Genomic DNA, 16804 nt, shown 5'->3' with positions numbered 1-16804 from the left:
TTTAAGCTATGATTCTAGCTAAAAAGGTCAATTAATTGACACAAGACAAAAAAGACGCACTTTAGGGTGCGTCTTTTTTATTACTTAAAAGTAGGGTTAACGAGCTTCTTCAGTATGGGAAGATATATTGTGTTTATCTACAGGGATGGCATCCCACCCTTCTTTGATGGTTCGTAAAATATCACAAACATCATCAATGGCCTTTACATCGTTATTGAGGTTAGCTTCAGAAATCTTACGTAACATAAAATCGTATAACTCACTCAAATTTTTAGCTATTTGCCCACCAGCATCCATATTTAAACTATTACTCAATCCTGTAATAATTCCAATAGCCTTACTGATATAAATACCCTTATTGACTAAATCATTTTGTTCGATAGCGTAACGGCTCTGAGCCAAGCGTTGTAATGCCCCTGCAAACATCAGCTGAATAATGCGATGTGGTGAAGCTACAGTGATCTCACTTTCTAACGAAACCTTACGATATGATTGCAGCGATCCTCTCATAAATACCTACCTGTTTGAATCTATTGTCTCGTAAACACTGATCTGGCGCTTATTCTTACTGCCCGCATGTAATAATGCTTGCCTGTCCGCCATGATGTGATTTGCCTTAATAGTGAACTCTTTAGTGAGGTCAAGCTGACACTGAAGATAATCAGCGTCCGTCATGCTAGCATCAGCCACTAATACATTGAGTAAAAGTTGACGCTCTCCAACGAGTACCTGCAAATTTGACACCAACTCGTCAGTTTGAGGATATTCTGCGGGGATGCGAGTTAACTGATTCAATGTGTCGCTGAGCGTTATATTAAGTTCATTAAGTTCATTAAGTTGTTTCACTAGACGTTTCCTTACTTACTAACTCTTTTTAACTACTCCAGGAAGCGAGTTTAAACTAGCAAGTAAAGCACTACTCTGCTGGTTAAGTTGTCCTACGACAAGATCCATTGCATTAAACTGTTTTGTTAAACGGGCAGTTAACTGGTCCATTTTAAGAGTAAAAGCTTCTCTTTGTTCTGCTAACCTACTTTGCTGATTAGTATAACTTGTCTCTCTATCTGCAATCACGCCTCGGGATTTAACATAGCTTTCAGAAACATCGTAAAACCGATTAGCTAAGCCTTTTTCTGGTGTAGCAAAGAGAGCTTCAACACTAGACATATCCTCAGAAAGCACTTTATCAAGCTTAGTATCATCAATAGATAACTTACCATATCTATCTGTTGTGATACCTATATCATACAAAGCTATAGAACCACCATCTTCGGTAGGCACTCGTTCGCTCGCAATACTACGGAGTTGTGATTCAATCGAACGGATCATCGAGTCGCCCTGCAATGCCGCTGCAGTATTTGTATCTTGATCGTAGGATGACAGCTTATCGACCGTTGTAACTAAGCTATTGTAGGCATCAACAAATGCCTTAACGTTTGTTTTAACTGCATCGTTATCTTGTTCTATTTTGAGTGAAGTGGTTTTAGTAAGATCAGCATCTGTTAACTGTAAAGTCACACCTGTAATCGCATTCTTAACTTCATTAGTTTGCGAGGTGACTTTTTGATTATCAATGTAGAGGACAGCATTTTTTGCATCTTGAAGCGTTGTGGTATTCATTGCATCAAACATATTGCTAAGGCCAGAGCCTGTGGTATCTGTAGCCGTGATGCTGATTTGGTTATCTTCGCCAGATTTATCGGAACTAAAAACTAATCGACTTCCGGCGTCACTGGTTATAACGGTGGCAGTGACACCGACATTATCGGGTGCTTCATTGACTTTTTTCGCTATCGCATCAAGAGAATCCGTTGCCGATACGTCCACGGAAAAATTATTACCATTGACCCCAAAAGCTAGACTTCCCTCACCAACACCTAATGCAGGATCAGTTACATTCGTTCCAGCAATTTTATGATTGACAGCGAGCTGTTCAACTTTAATAGCATAACTACCTGTTTGAGCTGTTTTATCAGCAGTTGCAGTTATATATGTACTATTACTAACGGATATTTTGCGTTGATTTAAAGCGTCGCCAGTTTGTAATTTTTTTACGGCATCCTGAAATGTCGTCAGTGCGCTTTTTAAGGTTCCCATAGCAGAAACCTCAGCTTTAATGCTGTCTTCTTGTGCTTTAAACATTGCTTCTTTAGGAGTTTTTTCAGCATCCACTAATACTTTTACAATGTTATCAACATCTAACCCTGAACCAATACCTGTCGCTGTTAATGCCATATAAACCTCTTACCTATCAACGGATATATAAAATTGTGTGAATTTTAAGCCTCTGTTTTCATCAAAAGCCCAGTCACTTCAGACAGTTTTTCGGCTAACTTGAGCGCTTCCTCACTGGGCATCTGCCTAATCACATCACCCGTATCTCTATCCAACACAGTGACGACGGCTTGACCAGAGTTTTCATCTACTTTAAAAGCAAGTCCTTTACGCATCATTGACATCATATCAGAAAGCTCAGATGCCACTTGAGTTAACTTTCTTGGATTTTGTTCATTCTCTGCCGCACTCTGCTCTGTAGACTGTTCAACCGCAGATACGGCAGCATCGCGTTTTAATTCAACATCCGCCGTAGGTGCTTTCAGTGGTACTTGAGCCAAATCAACACGGTTTGAAGCCGCCATTGATGTGCTTGCTATATTAATATCCATAGCGATACCTCACCATCTTAAGCATTTGTCTTTAACTGCCTAACAAACACTATAACTTTAATGACCATTTATGTGGCAAAGGGAGATCCGTCGCCGAACCTCCCTTAGAGCCTTATACTTCAGTATGTTATTAAAGTAGTGATAAGGCCACTTGAGGTAATTGGTTAGCTTGTGCCAACATCGCAGAACCCGTTTGTTGTAACACTTGGTTCTTGGTCATTTGCGATGTTTCTTTCGCAAAATCCACATCCACAATACGACTCTTCGCATCAGCAATGTTGGCCTGAGTGTTAGCACTATTACTGATGTTATAGGCTAAACGGTTTTGCTTAGCACCAAGATCCGCACGCTGACTATCAATGGTTTTAATTGCAGCATCAATCGCAGCCAGTGCAGAGGCTCTGGCAGAGCCTGTAATATCTAAACTATCAACCTTTAATGCTGATGCAGTGGTTTTTGCCACAGAAATCGTAATATCTTCACCTGATTGGTGCCCTACTTGGAAAGTCTTACCAGAGAAAGTGCCATCAAGTAATTTAGTACTACCAAAGGCCGTATTATCACCGATCTCAGTGATTTCTAATGCTAACTGATCAATCTCTTTTTGTATTGCATCTAAGTCATCGGTACTGTTGGCACCGTTTTCCGATTGAACAGTTAAGTCACGCATACGTTGCAACATGTTAGTTTGTTCTTGCATCGCACCTTCAGAAATTTGGGCGATAGAGATAGCATCGTTAGCGTTACGCATACCCACTTCTAAGCCACGAACCTGACTATTTAAGCGGTTAGAAATAGCTAAACCTGCTGCGTCGTCTTTTGCGCTATTAATGCGAAGACCACTGGATAAACGTTCCATTGAAGTGGCCAAACCGCTAGCGGAAGTATTTAAGTTTTTCTGTGCTTTTAAAGATGTAACGTTTGTGTTTACTGTAATGGCCATGATCGTTTCCTCTTTATACCTGGCTTGTCTAAACTTGCCTGTCTACTTAAGCCAGGCGGGTCTTAGTGGTTACAGTATATTTAACGGCAGCATCTTTTTTATCTTTAGGATTATTTTTAAAAAAATTTAACTTTATATAAAAGCAATATTTTCAATAACATAAAAAACGTATAAAAACACTTTGCCTACTATATCTCCTTTTTTAGGAGACAGTAGGCAAAAGCAACGTCCTGTATTGATATGTTCAGCTTAGTAAATTATCCCAGTAGTGACAGCGCAACTTGAGGCAATTGGTTAGCTTGAGCTAACATTGCAGACCCCGTTTGTTGTAATACTTGGTTTTTCGTCATTACTGAGGTTTCTTTTGCAAAGTCTACATCCACAATGCGGCTCTTAGCATCGGCAACGTTGGCTTGAGTGTTCGCGCTGTTGCTGATGTTATAAGCTAAACGGTTTTGTTTAGCGCCTAAGTTTGCACGTTGGTTATCAATGGTTTTTATCGCTGCATCAATGTTTGCTAGCGCAGTGGAACGACCTCCTGCGCTAGCAATAGCTAATGCGTTGACAGATAAACTCCCGGCATTAGTAGTACCAACGGAAATAGTGATATCTTCACCTTCTTGGTGACCCACTTGGAACGTTTTACCCGTTGAAAATAGGCCAGTCATCAGTAGAGTATTACCAAAAGCGGTGCTGTCACCAATGGCAGTAATTTCTTCAGATAATTGATTGATCTCTTTTTGTATTGCATCTAAATCATCGGTACTATTTGCACCGTTTTCAGCTTGTACAGTCAAGTCACGCATACGCTGCAACATGTTAGTTTGTTCTTGCATCGCACCTTCAGCGATTTGAGCAATAGAAATCGCATCGTTAGCATTACGCATGCCCACATCTAGGCCACGAACTTGGCTATTTAAGCGGTTAGAAATAGCTAGACCAGCAGCGTCATCTTTCGCACTGTTAATACGCAGACCGCTCGATAGACGTTCCATAGAGGTTGCTAAACCACTACTGGATGTATTTAAATTTTTCTGTGCCTTCATCGAAGTCACGTTGGTATTAACTGTAATAGCCATAGTATTTTCCTCTTCTAAGTATCTTGCCAAGACTTCGAAGCTTGGCCATTTCCAATCTTGAAACTACCAGTGCATTTAGGCTATTACACCTAAAAATCACGATTAAATATAATCAAACAGGGAAACAGAACCCACCTTACTAAACACGCTAGAGACTGCGTTCAATGCAAGCTGCTGCTTTGCAAATTCCGTAATCGCTGACGCGTAATCAAGATCCTCAAGTAGAGAAAGAGCAGATGTATTCAACACTTGTTCCTCGATGTGAGTATCTTTGTAGCTTTCAACGGCTTTCAGATTATTCCCCGCCACACTTCTGGCAGAACTGATCTGATTGACACCACTATCGATGTCATTCAATATCTGTGCCAACTGAGATCGACCTTGAGGTGTGTTAGCTGAATTAGGATCTTCAATTAATGCGATCGCACGACTGATTGTATCGAAAATGCTGACTTCAGACTGTGGCTCCATGGTGAAACTATCGCCAGCGCTGGGTTTTCCAGAAATGTTGACTTCAATACCATTAAAACTTACAGGGGTTGCCGCATCAAAATTAGCAATGTTCGCCACTGGATTATTGGCTGAATCAAGTACTTGTAAATTGGTTCCACCAGAACCATTATCTGAAAAATTAAATGTATATGTATCAGCTAGATAAGTTGCTGGATCAGCAATCTTCGCCGTTTTAACACTAAACTCGCCCTGCTGGCTGGCCAAATAATTGACACTATAATCGCCAAGTCCATTGGGGGCTTTCATAAAAGCGGTGTCGCCAGGGACATTAGTTCCTAGTGCAACGCCAGACTGCACTAAACTATTTCGAATGCCAGAATCACCGCTATAAACTATTTTGGGTGGTGTAGAGTTATCGAAAGCAAAAGGCTCTTTATCAGTGCTGTAGCCAGAAAACATATAATTGCCAGATTCATCCTTACTATTGGCAATAGATAAGAGTTCTTCTAAGCTGCCTTTCATTTCATCGGCAATCATTTGCCGCTCAGAATCCGCGAGAGTGCCGTTTACCGCTCGCATAACTTGTTCACGTATGGAAGATGCCAGATTTTCGGCACTCCCCAACTTACTTTCAGTTACTGCTAATCGATTAGTCGCGTAGTCAATATTCTTCATAAATTGATCGACTAAGGCATTGCGTTGATTCAGGTTATCGATACCTAGCGCCGCGACAGGATCATCACCTGCAGTATTGACTTTTTTGCCACTACTGAGCTGTTCGAGGATCTTGCTAGTTGCCGTTTGCTTTTGCAGTACACTCGTAATGCTTTGATTAAAGATCTGCGCGGATGATAGTCGCATGATTAAATCTCCTAACGCACTGAAGTTAATAGGGTGTCAAAAATTTGTTGTGCCGTAGTCATGATACGGGCTGAGGCTTGATAAGCTTGTTGAAAACGCATTAAATTGGCGGCTTCTTCATCTAAGTTGACGCCCGATTCGCTTTCTACTCTGGCATAGGCTTGTTGGTAAATAGCCTCTGCAGACCCTACACGCACTTCGGCCGCTTTTGTCTTACTGCCTATGTCAATTTTTGTATTTTCAAATACATCCGCTAAGGTTGACTTCCCCCCATTCATCACTTTACTTTCACTCAATTTGGCCATAGCAACGGCGTTAGAGTTGTCGCCTTCAGCAAAGGCTAGGTTAAAGGTAAATCTGTCATTACTGGCGGCTGCGGTACTATCAACTTCAAAGGTAAAACCAAAGGCACTTATACTTGGGGGAGTATAAGGAGCGGCAGCGCCAAGGGAGGTTCCGGAGGCATCAAATGCTTCATAGGTTGGAGGTATCGCGGTGGTATCGAGCTGGATCGTCAATTCACTGCCAGTAATAGGAAAATTGGCTGCACTGCGATTCGTAATTTGCGTCAACTTAACTTGGGTATTACCTGAGTTCGCTGCATCAGCGGTTATTTTAGGCGAAGCGGCGGCAATGCCTTTTGGATCCGTCATTTCAACGGTAATGCCGTTAGCGGCGCCCGCAGTAGGGCGAATAACAAAGCGATCACCTGAAGCCATCGCCCCAGCTTTAATATCGATTGAAAATCCAGCACCACCTTCTAAGGTCGACCCATTTAAGGTCAGTGGTGTAATTACCCCGGTTTCTGTATCCCTTAATTCATAGGAGGCCGGCGCAGTAAAAGATAACTCATATGAGCCACCCGTTAATAAACGCGTATCATCAATATTCACACCTAAAGTTGCGTTACCAGTATTGTTTGAATAGCCACCAACACGACCCAATGACATTAAAGGATCATTAATATCCCTAAAGATATTCGATCCAACTTGACCATTGAGATCAAATCCTTGAGCTTGCATTTTATTGAAGTTATCAGCAATCCCTAGGGCTAACTGATCGAGCTCGTGACTTGCCGGAATTAATGTTTGATCACGGTACTCAAACAGCGCACCTAATTGCCCGCCTAATTTACTCGGATCGGCAGCAACACTTTGTGAGCCAATACTTGACGTCAATTGCAATTCATTGGGAAATGGATCTCCAGTTTTAGTATCCATCGTCATGGCGATTTCACCGGAAACCAACATCACCGAGCCGCCCAACATAATGCTTTTGGCACCATTCTCTTGAGGAATAACATTCACTTGAGCATATTGGCTTAGCTCTTGAATGAGCGCATCTTGTTTATCGAGTAACATGGCATCTTGATTTGGCGATTTCATCAGCTCGAGATTTAAATTAGCCAACTCCTTACTAATCTCGTTGATACGCTTAGTCATACCTGTGATCTGATCATTAGTTTGCGTCATCTGGCCATTTAAGCTCGATTGCATCTGATTCAAACTATTAGCCAATTGTTTAGCATCGTTTAGGGTTGAACTACGAATACCTAAGTCAGCGGGCAAATCCGCGAGACTGTTTAATCCAGTAAAAAGAGAGTTTAAGCTCTGAGGTACCATTTTACCGATTTGAGAAAACAGTTGATCGAGCTCACTGAGTTTGCCATAACTCGCTTCAGCACCACTTAGGGTTGTTTGTCCAATACGTAATTCTCTTGCCGCATAGTCGTTGTAAATACGTTTTACATCATCAACGTAAGTCCCCGTGCCATAAAAACTATTACCAAGCCGTTGTGACTCTAGCGTCGACTGGGTTGCCACCTGCCTGTGATAACCTGCGGTATTCGCGTTGGCAATGTTATTACTGGTAACCCCAAGTTGCGACTGCGAGGCTAGCACCCCAGTACGAGCAATATTTAATAGGTCAATCGCCATTAGCCGACACTCCTCAGAACTAATAACCTATGAAGATTTATCATTTGTCTTCTCCTTGCAGTATCGACTTAAGCTCTTGGCTTATTGTCTGCATCACTTTAATGACTTTCTCAGCATATTTTGGATCGGTGGCATAGCCCGCATCCTGCAATGCACGAATAAATTGGGTTGGTGAAGCGGCGACTTTTTTAGCATCTTGATAACGCTCACCCTCAGCAATAAAGGTGACAAAATCGTTAAAACTATGTTCAAAATCAGTGTAAACGCGAAAATCGGCTTTTTGTCTAACGGCAATACCCTGCTCGAATTCCAAGGTACTCACGTTAGCCTTATCCCCAAGCCAACGGCGATCAGCCTTAATGTTGAATAGGTTGTGACTAGGTGCACCATTGCTACCTCGTACAATTTTCTGTCCCCAACCGGTTTCGAGCGCCGACTGCGCCAGTAGCACTTCAGGTTGGGTACCCAAAGCCTTAGCCGCTTTTTCTGCATGGGGATACAAGGTCGCCAAAAACTCTTCCCGACTACCAAATTTGAGTGTCTTTTGGGTTTCTCTAAATGCCACTGTCGGCAAAATCTGGCCGCTAATTACAGGCTCAATGGGCGATAGTGGTTGCTCTGACCAGGTTGGTTTGGGTGTACTAACCGCTAATGAAGGTGCTGGCGTGTCGATATCCAATGACGAGGCCACATCATCTGGCCTATCTGACTCAAAGGTTGGACGAACAATATAGGCTGGGATGCCTGCAGAAGTGCTTGCAGAAGTGCTTGCAGTCGTTGCTGAAGCATTAAGCACATCTTGGGTTGCCGTATTTTGCGCTGGAACACTCAATGCTTTATCGCCTTGCAGCAATTTTTCGCCGCCATCACTACGTAATACAGAGGCAGGAATATGCTGGCTAGACTCAGGTGATAACTGTTGCACCATCATGTCGGCAAGACCTAACACACCTTTATCCGACAAATCGACCGACAATTGCTGATCACGCATTTGCTCATAAAACTTAGTGTATTGGCTATTGAGGGGACTATCCGATTCAAATACCGCATTAGCATCGCGCATGCTTTTCATCAACATTTGCACGAAAATGCCTTCAAATTGTTGGGCAACTTGTTTTAAAGTGCCCTTCTCATCCTTCTGTGCCTGGGCGCGAAGTGAATCTAGCCCGCCCAGGTCAAGAAAATGTGATGAACTTGAAAGCTTTTCCATAATTTTCCCGACAGAAATTAGATGATGATAAGCTCACCATGCAAAGCACCTGCCACTTTTAATGCTTCTAGGATAGCAAGTACATCTGAAGGTGCTGCACCCACTAAGTTGACGGCTCTGACCAACTCATCCAGAGTGGTTCCCGGGCTAAACATAAACATGCGGCGATCACTTTCATTGACACCTATAGTGGTGTTGGCAGTCACTACGGTTTCACCATTAGCCAATGCATTAGGTTGAGAGACTTGTGTCGCTTCAGCAATTGTCACGGTTAAACCACCATGGGTTACTGCAGCAGGCAATAATTTAACGTGTTGACCCACTACTATGGTTCCAGTTCGAGAATTAACAATCACCTTGGCCGACTCTTCTGCAGGAATAACATCCAGATTTTCTAGGGTTGCAAGGAAGGATACGCGTTGTGAGACATCTCGTGGAGCACTCACTTGAACTGATGTTGCATCCAGTGGGCGCGCCATATCGGGACCGAGTAAATCATTAATAGCATCAGCCATCCGTTGAGCCGTTGAAAAATCGGCGCGGCGCAGATTAAACGTCAAATAATCGCCACTTGAAAATGGCGTTGCTACACTACGCTCGACTATCGCACCATTTGGAATACGGCCTACTGTAGGGGTATTTTGAATGACTTTAGAGCCATCCAAACCTTCTGCACTAAAACCACTAACCACTAAACTCCCTTGGGCAATAGCGTACACATTACCATCGACCCCTTTGAGGAACGTCTGCAATAGCGTGCCACCACGCAGGCTTTTGGCCTCGCCTAAACTAGATACAGTAACATCTAATTGTTGCCCAGGTTTAATAAACGCAGGCATATCGGCGTGAACGGCCACTACGGCTACGTTTTTGATTTTAGGTCTAAAATTATCTGGTAAATTGATCCCGAAATTTTTCAACATCGTTGTAAAGGTTTGCTCGGTATAATTGGTTTTCTCGCCAGTACCGGGTAAACCAACAACCAAGCCATAACCAATTAACTGGTTACTGCGAACCCCCTGAACATTAGCAATATCTTTAATTCTTTCGGCCTGACTAGGTAGAGAAAGCACTAACATGGCAAGTGCGACAATCAGTCTATATTTCATGATTTGACTCCTCAGAAAGGCCACCAATCGCTCATAAAGAACTGGCTTAACCAGCCCACTTTTTGCGCTTCGGCGAAAGTACCAGTACCGCTATATTGAATACGCGCATTGGCCATACGGGTTGAATCAATGGTGTTATCTGGCTTGATATCCTGCGAGCGTACAATACCGGTCACGCGAATAAACTCATCACCATTGTTGATTGAAATCCACTTTTCACCGCGCACAACTAAGTTACCGTTATTGAGCACTTGCATAATATTGGCGGAGATACTGCCATCTAAGCTATTGCTTTGATCTGCATCGGATTCACGCTTAGTATTCATGCTGTCTTTGTAGCGTAAATCGAGGGGAATACCGCCTAAAGACACATTGCTCCCACCGGCATAAATGGGATCGAGTGTCATATCAGAACCTTTTTTGATCTGATTACCGGCACTCTTTTTCGCCTGAGTCGCTTCTTTCAACACGATAGTGATAATGTCACCGACTTTATGGGCACGAATATCCGAGTAAAGACTCGCCGCTTGGCTATCTTGGTAAATCGACCCCGTTGCAGCAATTTTAGTCGGTGGTGCTTCGGGATAAACTGGGGCATAGAAGGGATCATCCGCAATCGGCTTCTTTGGAGTTGAACTACATGCCGCCAGCAAGAGCGTACTAGCCAATAGTAGATATCTAGCCATGATCATGTGCCTCTATAGATTCTGATTCACATAAGCCAGCATCTGATCGACCGCCGAAATCACTTTGGAGTTCATCTCGTAGATCCGCTGACTTTCAATGAGGTTAACTAGCTCTTCGGTCACGTTCACGTTAGAGGTTTCTAACGCACCTTGACGAATCGCTCCCATACCATCAAGTGATGCAGTGCCTTGAATAGGCGTACCACTCGCACCAGTTTCGGTGTATAGGTTTTGTCCCATAGGATCTAAACCCGACGGGTTAATAAAGTCGGTCATACTGAGCTGCCCAACGACTTGGTTTTCCGCCGCACCTGGTGTTTTTACCGAGACTTCCCCTTCAGCAGAGACAGTAATACTGGTTGCATCCTCAGGAATAGTGATCGCAGGTTGCAACACATAACCCGAACCCGGTGTGACAATTTGCCCAGTATCATCTAAGGTAAATTGACCATTACGGGTATAAGCCGTAGTCCCATCGGGGAGCTGCACTTCGAAAAATCCTGGGCCTTCAATCATCAAATCGAGCGAGTTATCCGTGGTCAGCATATTGCCTTGGGTAAACATTTTTTGGGTGGCTACCACCTTGGTACCCGCACCAATGTTCAAACCGTTTGGCAACTTAGTGTTAGAGGCGCTGATCCCACCCGCTTGGTTAACAGTTTGATAAAGTAAGTCCTCAAATACCGCGCGGCTTTTTTTATAGCCCACAGTGCTGGCGTTAGCGACGTTGTTTGAAATCACCGCAATATCGGTTTGCTGTGCGTCTAAGCCAGTTTTACTAATCCATAACGCTGGATGCATAATTTATCTCCTAACTAATCCGCATTAATGAGGATGAAGCGCGGTCATTTTCTTCCGCGGTTTTCATCATCTTCACTTGCAATTCAAATTGTCGCTGTAGGTCGATTAAGGACACCATCTCATCCACGGGGTTGACGTTACTGCCCTCTACAGCACCACTTTCAACAAATACACTAGGATCGGCAGGCGCCGGATCACCGGATACCAAACGGAACAACCCATCCTCGCCGCGCATCATTTGTGCATTGCCGGGGTTTACCAACTTTAATCTTCCAACCTCTTCGACGACTTCTGTCGTCGCACCTTGAGGACGAACAGAGATAATCCCATCCTGTGAAATAGTGACCTTTTCAATTGGCAGCGGTAACACAATCGGTCCGGCATCACCCATCACGGGATTACCACGGTCGTTATGCAATAAACCTGTTGAGTCAAAACTGAGACTGCCAGAACGGGTATAAGCTTCACTACCATCCTGTGCTTGCACGGCAAACCAACCGTCACCTTTAATGGCAACGTCAAGATCGCGTCCAGTAGATTTAATCGGGCCCGAACGAAAATTGGCGGAGGGGGTTTCAACCATGGCAAAGACCCTTGTCGGCAATCCTTCACCAAAGGCTTGCATCGATCTGGCTTGCGCCATATCCGACTTAAATCCATCGGTATTGGCGTTAGCTAAGTTGTTGGCACGCAAAGCCAACTCATTCATATTTTGCTTAGCGCCGCTCATGGAGATATAAAGGAATTTGTCCACAGACTGCTCCGTCAAAGTTTCAACCTGATAATAGCAAAGCAAGCATCATGCCAATAAAATAAGCAGCTAGTTAACTGATAAATTAGGAGATTTTAATAAACGAATGAATGCACAACAGAAAGAGGCTAAGTGTTGCCGCTTGCGGCAACACTTAGCAGAGGCAAGATTAACTTAACGAATTTGCAGAACAGTTTGTTGCAGAGTGTTATTCACTTCCAGCGTACGTGAGTTGGCTTGGAAGTTACGTTGTGCCGAAATCAAATCCACCAGCTCAGTCGTCAAGTCAATGTTAGATTGCTCTAACGCTGAAGAACTGAGACTACCAAACGTACCACTGTTAGGCTCACCAGCCAGCGCAGGACCTGACGATAAACTGGCTTTCCACGAGGTATTACCCACTTGTGTCAACCCTTGTTCGTTTGCAAAGCGAACTAAAGCAACGCGGGCTAATGGCACTGTTGAACCATTGGAGTAACTGGCAGTGATCAAACCATCTTCACCAATTTCGACATTGGTTAAACGCCCTACTGTGGTACCGTCCTGTGACAATTCAGTGGCGGCAAAGGGAGCTGAATATTGGGTTGGTGCATTAAATTTAATAATCACGGCTTGAGTGCCATCAGCACCAGGGCCTAACACGCCAGCGCCGCCAACCCCTAACGTTTCGGTGGCGACGACTGCCGGATCACTCCCAGTATACACACCGACGGAGTTAAACTTCAGAACCGACCCCTTCCAGCCGCCAGCCGTTTGAGCTGTGCCAGAGGCATCGGGAGTGCCATCACCATTGGTGTCAGTCTGATATGTACCAGCAGGGCCAGAAATATCAACTTGTTTACCATCAATGGCATAGTATGCAACCCAGTTGTTTTCACCATTATATGAGCCATTATTTGGTTTGACGAAATAGGTCGTCATGATATGTGGCTCACCCAGAGAGTCATAAATCGTCATGGATGTCACACTGTTATAGGTTTTGGAGTCTAACGGATCAAAAGCAGCAGGGTCGAGTGAACCTTCTTTTGCATTTAAATTCATCTGCAAAGTCACGTTTTCAGTTTGAACAGGGCTACCCGCAGTATCAGGAATTTGTACTGGCTTAGCTGTCGTTAAACTGACAGAAGTGGAGTTACCATCTTTATCCACTGGGAAGGTTTGCAAATAATTACCAGCAGAGTCAACCATATAATTATTTTTGTCGACTTTGAAAGCACCTGCCCGAGTAAACTGATGATCCAAGGTACCTATCTCGGACGCAGTTACAAAAAAGCCACCGCCTTTAATCGCTAAATCTAACGAGTTATTCGTCAGTTGCAAACTACCTTGGTGGAATTGCTGCGCCACTTGGCTCGTAGCCACACCACCACCCACAGCGGTTTTTGAGTTTGAGAAAATTGAATTAGCGTAAACATCCGCAAATTCAGCACGCGACTCTTTAAAGCCAATGGTGTTAGCATTCGCGATATTGTTCGCCGTAGTGTTCAAATCTTTCTGCGCAGCAGAAATGCCACTCAATGCAATGTTAAACGACATAATTCACCTCTACATTTGCTCAATTCAATGATGGACAAGTGTGATGTCCATTTACAATCTTGATAACGATTAAACTTCACTAATCGCAAGTACATCCGACAGCTTAAAGGCCATTCCACCCTTGAGATTCAAAATGGCGCCAGTCGCTGCAGTACCTAAAGAAACACTGGTAACATGCGCATAGGTCGATACAGCTAACGCTTGTGATTTATCATTCACCAAACCCGATGCTTTAATCGAGTAATTACCTGCAGCAACGGGTTCTCCTTTATCATTCAAACCATCCCACTTGACATCAGTGTTACCACCCTTACTACCATCAACAGTAAATGTTCTAACGACTTGCCCTTTATCATCTTCGATTCGAACATTAATGACGGGAATTTTCTCGGAAGTACTGATCACACCATTTAAGCCTGGGCTTTCTGCAGAGATATAACCCGTATCTGTCGGTAACAGCACTTTTCGCCCAACTAATCCCGATGCTTGCAAAGCTTGGCTTGATGTCATCACACTGTTTAAATTAACGATTTGATCATTTAACTTAGAAATGCCATCGACAGTAGAAAAAGATGCCATCTGTGCAATCATCTGGTCGTTATCAACGGGCTTAAAGGGATCCTGCATCGATAACTGCTGGCTGAGTAATGAGAAAAAATCCTCTTGAGTGAGCTGCTGACTCTTAGCCTCTGGAACAGCAGAACTAGTCGGCAAACGTAATCCATCCAAAAATGGATTGCCGGTAGAATTAGTCGACGTCTTGGTGTTATTGGTTGATACCGTATTCGATTGAGTGTTTGTTTGAGTCAGCTGCGATGAGGTTTGACTCAGTTGGTTAATGAGGCTCACAACGTACCTCCTAAATAACGCATATTATTTACCCATCCCAAGTGTTTGTTGCAGCATAGATTTTGCCGCCTCAGCCACTTGAACATTCATCTGATATGAGCGAGAAGCTGAAATCATGTCAGCCATTTCTTCCATGACATTCACATTTGGTTTGTAAATAAAGCCATCAGCATCCGCCATCGGATGATCCGGCGAATACTCTTTTAATAGGGGCTTATCACTCTCGACTATGCCTTTCACCGTGACACCTTGGGAAGCTTGTTGCTGACTTTGCGCCTTGGCCATTTCGGCTTCAAAAATGGGATGACGAGAACGGTAAGTTTTATCTACACTGCTGGAGACTGAATCTGCGTTAGCAATGTTACTCGCGGTAGTATTTAGCCGCAGAGACTGGGCTGACATGCCAGACCCCGCAACATCGAAGATATTAAATAAACTCATGATTAATCCCCTCTCAGCGCTTTTTTCATGCCGCTAAACTTACTGTCCAAAAATCCCAGAGACATTTGATATTCGAGCGCATTTTGCATAAATGCCGACTGTTCCTGTTGAATATCCACTGTATTGCCATCTCCAGTATCTGGCTGATTTGGCACACGGAACTTCACGTATTGTCCCGTTAACTGTGCGAGGCCAAAATGCTGCTCATCGCCTGTCATCTCAAGGCTATTGCGTTGCTGTTGCTGGGTTTTCGCAATATTTAAGGCCGCAGAAAAATCGACGTCACGGGCTTTATAATGTGGCGTATCGGCGTTTGCGATGTTGCTTGAAATTACTTCGGCACGCTCGGCACGTATCCCCAAAGTAAATTGGTGCACACCTAGTGCCTTATCAAAATTAATCGCCATAAAATTGCCTCCATCGTGACTCTCACGGGAACAAAGCAATTCATGTGCCAAAAAACAGAAACTATCAGAAATGTGTAGAAAAGGGGTTTGACGGGGTAAAAAATTACCGACTCATGTCGGTAATTTTTATTTAATATCATAATATTAAGTCTTTTTCTGGTAATAGATACCCGGGTTGCAACGAACCATATCAAATTCATCCGTCAGACCCGCAATCGACTCTGACGCGCCGAGAAAGAGTATGCCCTTCGGATTTAAAGCGGCAGCGAATTGCCGCAAAATTTTTGCTTTTGCCTCTGGGGCAAAATAGATCAGCACATTTCGACAGAAGATAATGTCGAACTTGCCGAGTAAGGTGTAACTCTCAAGTAAGTTATGGGCGCGAAAATTGACTAAACGCTTAACGTTATCCTTAACTCGCATGTTGCCAGAGGGCAAAGCATCAAAAAACTGGCGCTTACGTTCCTCGGATAAACCACGCGCTAGCGCCAAACTATCGTATTCGGCATTTTTGCAACGTTCCAACATCGAAGGTGAAAGATCGGTTGCTTGAATCGAGGCGCCGCCCGGCAAAGCTCCCGGCTTCTTCTGTTGATATTCTAAGATAGTCATTGCCAACGAATAAGGCTCTTGGCCAGACGAGCAGGCAGCGGACCATATTTTTAATGGACGCCCCAACTTACTGTATTCAGGTAACAACACATTATTGAGCAACTCAAACGGATAACGGTCACGAAACCATAAGGTTTCATTGGTAGTCATGGCGTCGATCACTTCTGCCCGTAAGGCTCGCTCCGTGGGCTTCATCGAATGTTTTACCACATCGGATAACGAAGGCAGATTATATTTGCCCATCAAGGGAGCAAGACGGCTACGTACTAGGTATTGTTTATTTTCCCCCAGTACGATGCCGCTGTGTTGTTCTAGGAACAACCTAAATTGATTATATTCGGCTTCAGCGAGTGATTTGTCAGGCACATTCACGTCCTAGATCCTATAGCAAGCACCCAAATAAGTGCCAACAATCATGTAATAAGGGCTAGATTATAGCGTAAAGCGCTACTAGGCACTAACC

The 16804-nt window shown here is 43.8% G+C and carries 18 protein-coding genes; all 18 read right to left on the bottom strand.

What is annotated here, in order from left to right:
- Positions 1–96: 96 nt before the first annotated feature.
- Positions 97–510, bottom strand: a complete 414-nt coding sequence (fliS, locus tag SHEWANA3_RS07020; RefSeq protein WP_011716411.1) for a flagellar export chaperone FliS — start codon at positions 508–510, stop codon at positions 97–99.
- Positions 511–516: 6 nt separating this feature from the next.
- Positions 517–846, bottom strand: a complete 330-nt coding sequence (locus tag SHEWANA3_RS07015) for a hypothetical protein (RefSeq protein WP_011716410.1) — start codon at positions 844–846, stop codon at positions 517–519.
- Positions 847–864: 18 nt separating this feature from the next.
- On the bottom strand, positions 865–2235 hold the full coding sequence (gene fliD, locus SHEWANA3_RS07010) for a flagellar filament capping protein FliD (protein WP_011716409.1): 1371 nt from the start codon (positions 2233–2235) through the stop codon (positions 865–867).
- Positions 2236–2279: 44 nt separating this feature from the next.
- Entirely contained in the window at positions 2280–2666 is a 387-nt protein-coding gene (locus tag SHEWANA3_RS07005; RefSeq protein WP_011716408.1) for a flagellar protein FlaG, read from the bottom strand.
- 130 nt (positions 2667–2796) lie between these two features.
- Positions 2797–3609, bottom strand: a complete 813-nt coding sequence (locus SHEWANA3_RS07000; RefSeq protein ID WP_011716407.1) for a flagellin — start codon at positions 3607–3609, stop codon at positions 2797–2799.
- Positions 3610–3866: 257 nt separating this feature from the next.
- A complete protein-coding gene (locus SHEWANA3_RS06995; protein ID WP_011716406.1) occupies positions 3867–4688 on the bottom strand; it encodes a flagellin in 822 nt (273 codons plus the stop codon).
- A 102-nt stretch (positions 4689–4790) separates the two neighbouring features.
- Positions 4791–6002: a flagellar hook-associated protein FlgL gene (flgL, locus tag SHEWANA3_RS06990; RefSeq protein ID WP_011716405.1), complete on the bottom strand. Its 1212-nt coding sequence runs from the start codon at positions 6000–6002 to the stop codon at positions 4791–4793.
- An 11-nt stretch (positions 6003–6013) separates the two neighbouring features.
- Positions 6014–7939, bottom strand: coding sequence for a flagellar hook-associated protein FlgK (gene flgK, locus SHEWANA3_RS06985; RefSeq protein WP_011716404.1), 1926 nt, complete (start codon positions 7937–7939; stop codon positions 6014–6016).
- Between the two features lie 40 nt (positions 7940–7979).
- Complete coding sequence (locus tag SHEWANA3_RS06980) at positions 7980–9149, bottom strand: flagellar assembly peptidoglycan hydrolase FlgJ (RefSeq protein ID WP_011716403.1); 1170 nt, start codon at positions 9147–9149, stop codon at positions 7980–7982.
- A 17-nt stretch (positions 9150–9166) separates the two neighbouring features.
- The gene (locus SHEWANA3_RS06975; protein WP_011716402.1) at positions 9167–10258 is read right to left on the bottom strand and encodes a flagellar basal body P-ring protein FlgI; all 1092 of its coding nucleotides are present in this window, start codon (positions 10256–10258) and stop codon (positions 9167–9169) included.
- Between the two features lie 11 nt (positions 10259–10269).
- On the bottom strand, positions 10270–10944 hold the full coding sequence (gene flgH, locus SHEWANA3_RS06970; protein ID WP_011716401.1) for a flagellar basal body L-ring protein FlgH: 675 nt from the start codon (positions 10942–10944) through the stop codon (positions 10270–10272).
- 12 nt (positions 10945–10956) lie between these two features.
- Positions 10957–11745, bottom strand: a complete 789-nt coding sequence (gene flgG / locus SHEWANA3_RS06965; RefSeq protein ID WP_011716400.1) for a flagellar basal-body rod protein FlgG — start codon at positions 11743–11745, stop codon at positions 10957–10959.
- A 10-nt stretch (positions 11746–11755) separates the two neighbouring features.
- The gene (gene flgF, locus SHEWANA3_RS06960; RefSeq protein WP_011716399.1) at positions 11756–12499 is read right to left on the bottom strand and encodes a flagellar basal-body rod protein FlgF; all 744 of its coding nucleotides are present in this window, start codon (positions 12497–12499) and stop codon (positions 11756–11758) included.
- A gap of 171 nt (positions 12500–12670) precedes the next feature.
- Entirely contained in the window at positions 12671–14032 is a 1362-nt protein-coding gene (gene flgE / locus SHEWANA3_RS06955; RefSeq protein ID WP_011716398.1) for a flagellar hook protein FlgE, read from the bottom strand.
- A gap of 69 nt (positions 14033–14101) precedes the next feature.
- Positions 14102–14881, bottom strand: coding sequence for a flagellar hook assembly protein FlgD (gene flgD / locus SHEWANA3_RS06950; protein ID WP_011716397.1), 780 nt, complete (start codon positions 14879–14881; stop codon positions 14102–14104).
- A 24-nt stretch (positions 14882–14905) separates the two neighbouring features.
- Complete coding sequence (gene flgC, locus SHEWANA3_RS06945) at positions 14906–15322, bottom strand: flagellar basal body rod protein FlgC (RefSeq protein ID WP_011716396.1); 417 nt, start codon at positions 15320–15322, stop codon at positions 14906–14908.
- A gap of 2 nt (positions 15323–15324) precedes the next feature.
- Entirely contained in the window at positions 15325–15729 is a 405-nt protein-coding gene (gene flgB / locus SHEWANA3_RS06940) for a flagellar basal body rod protein FlgB (protein WP_011716395.1), read from the bottom strand.
- Positions 15730–15873: 144 nt separating this feature from the next.
- Positions 15874–16713: a protein-glutamate O-methyltransferase CheR gene (locus tag SHEWANA3_RS06935; protein ID WP_011716394.1), complete on the bottom strand. Its 840-nt coding sequence runs from the start codon at positions 16711–16713 to the stop codon at positions 15874–15876.
- Between the last annotated feature and the right edge of the window lie 91 nt (positions 16714–16804).

Origin of the sequence: Shewanella sp. ANA-3 (assembly GCF_000203935.1) — a bacterium.
Classification (GTDB): domain Bacteria; phylum Pseudomonadota; class Gammaproteobacteria; order Enterobacterales; family Shewanellaceae; genus Shewanella.
The sequence above is the reverse complement of the archived record's forward strand: the minus strand, read 5'-3'. Positions and strand labels throughout refer to the sequence as shown.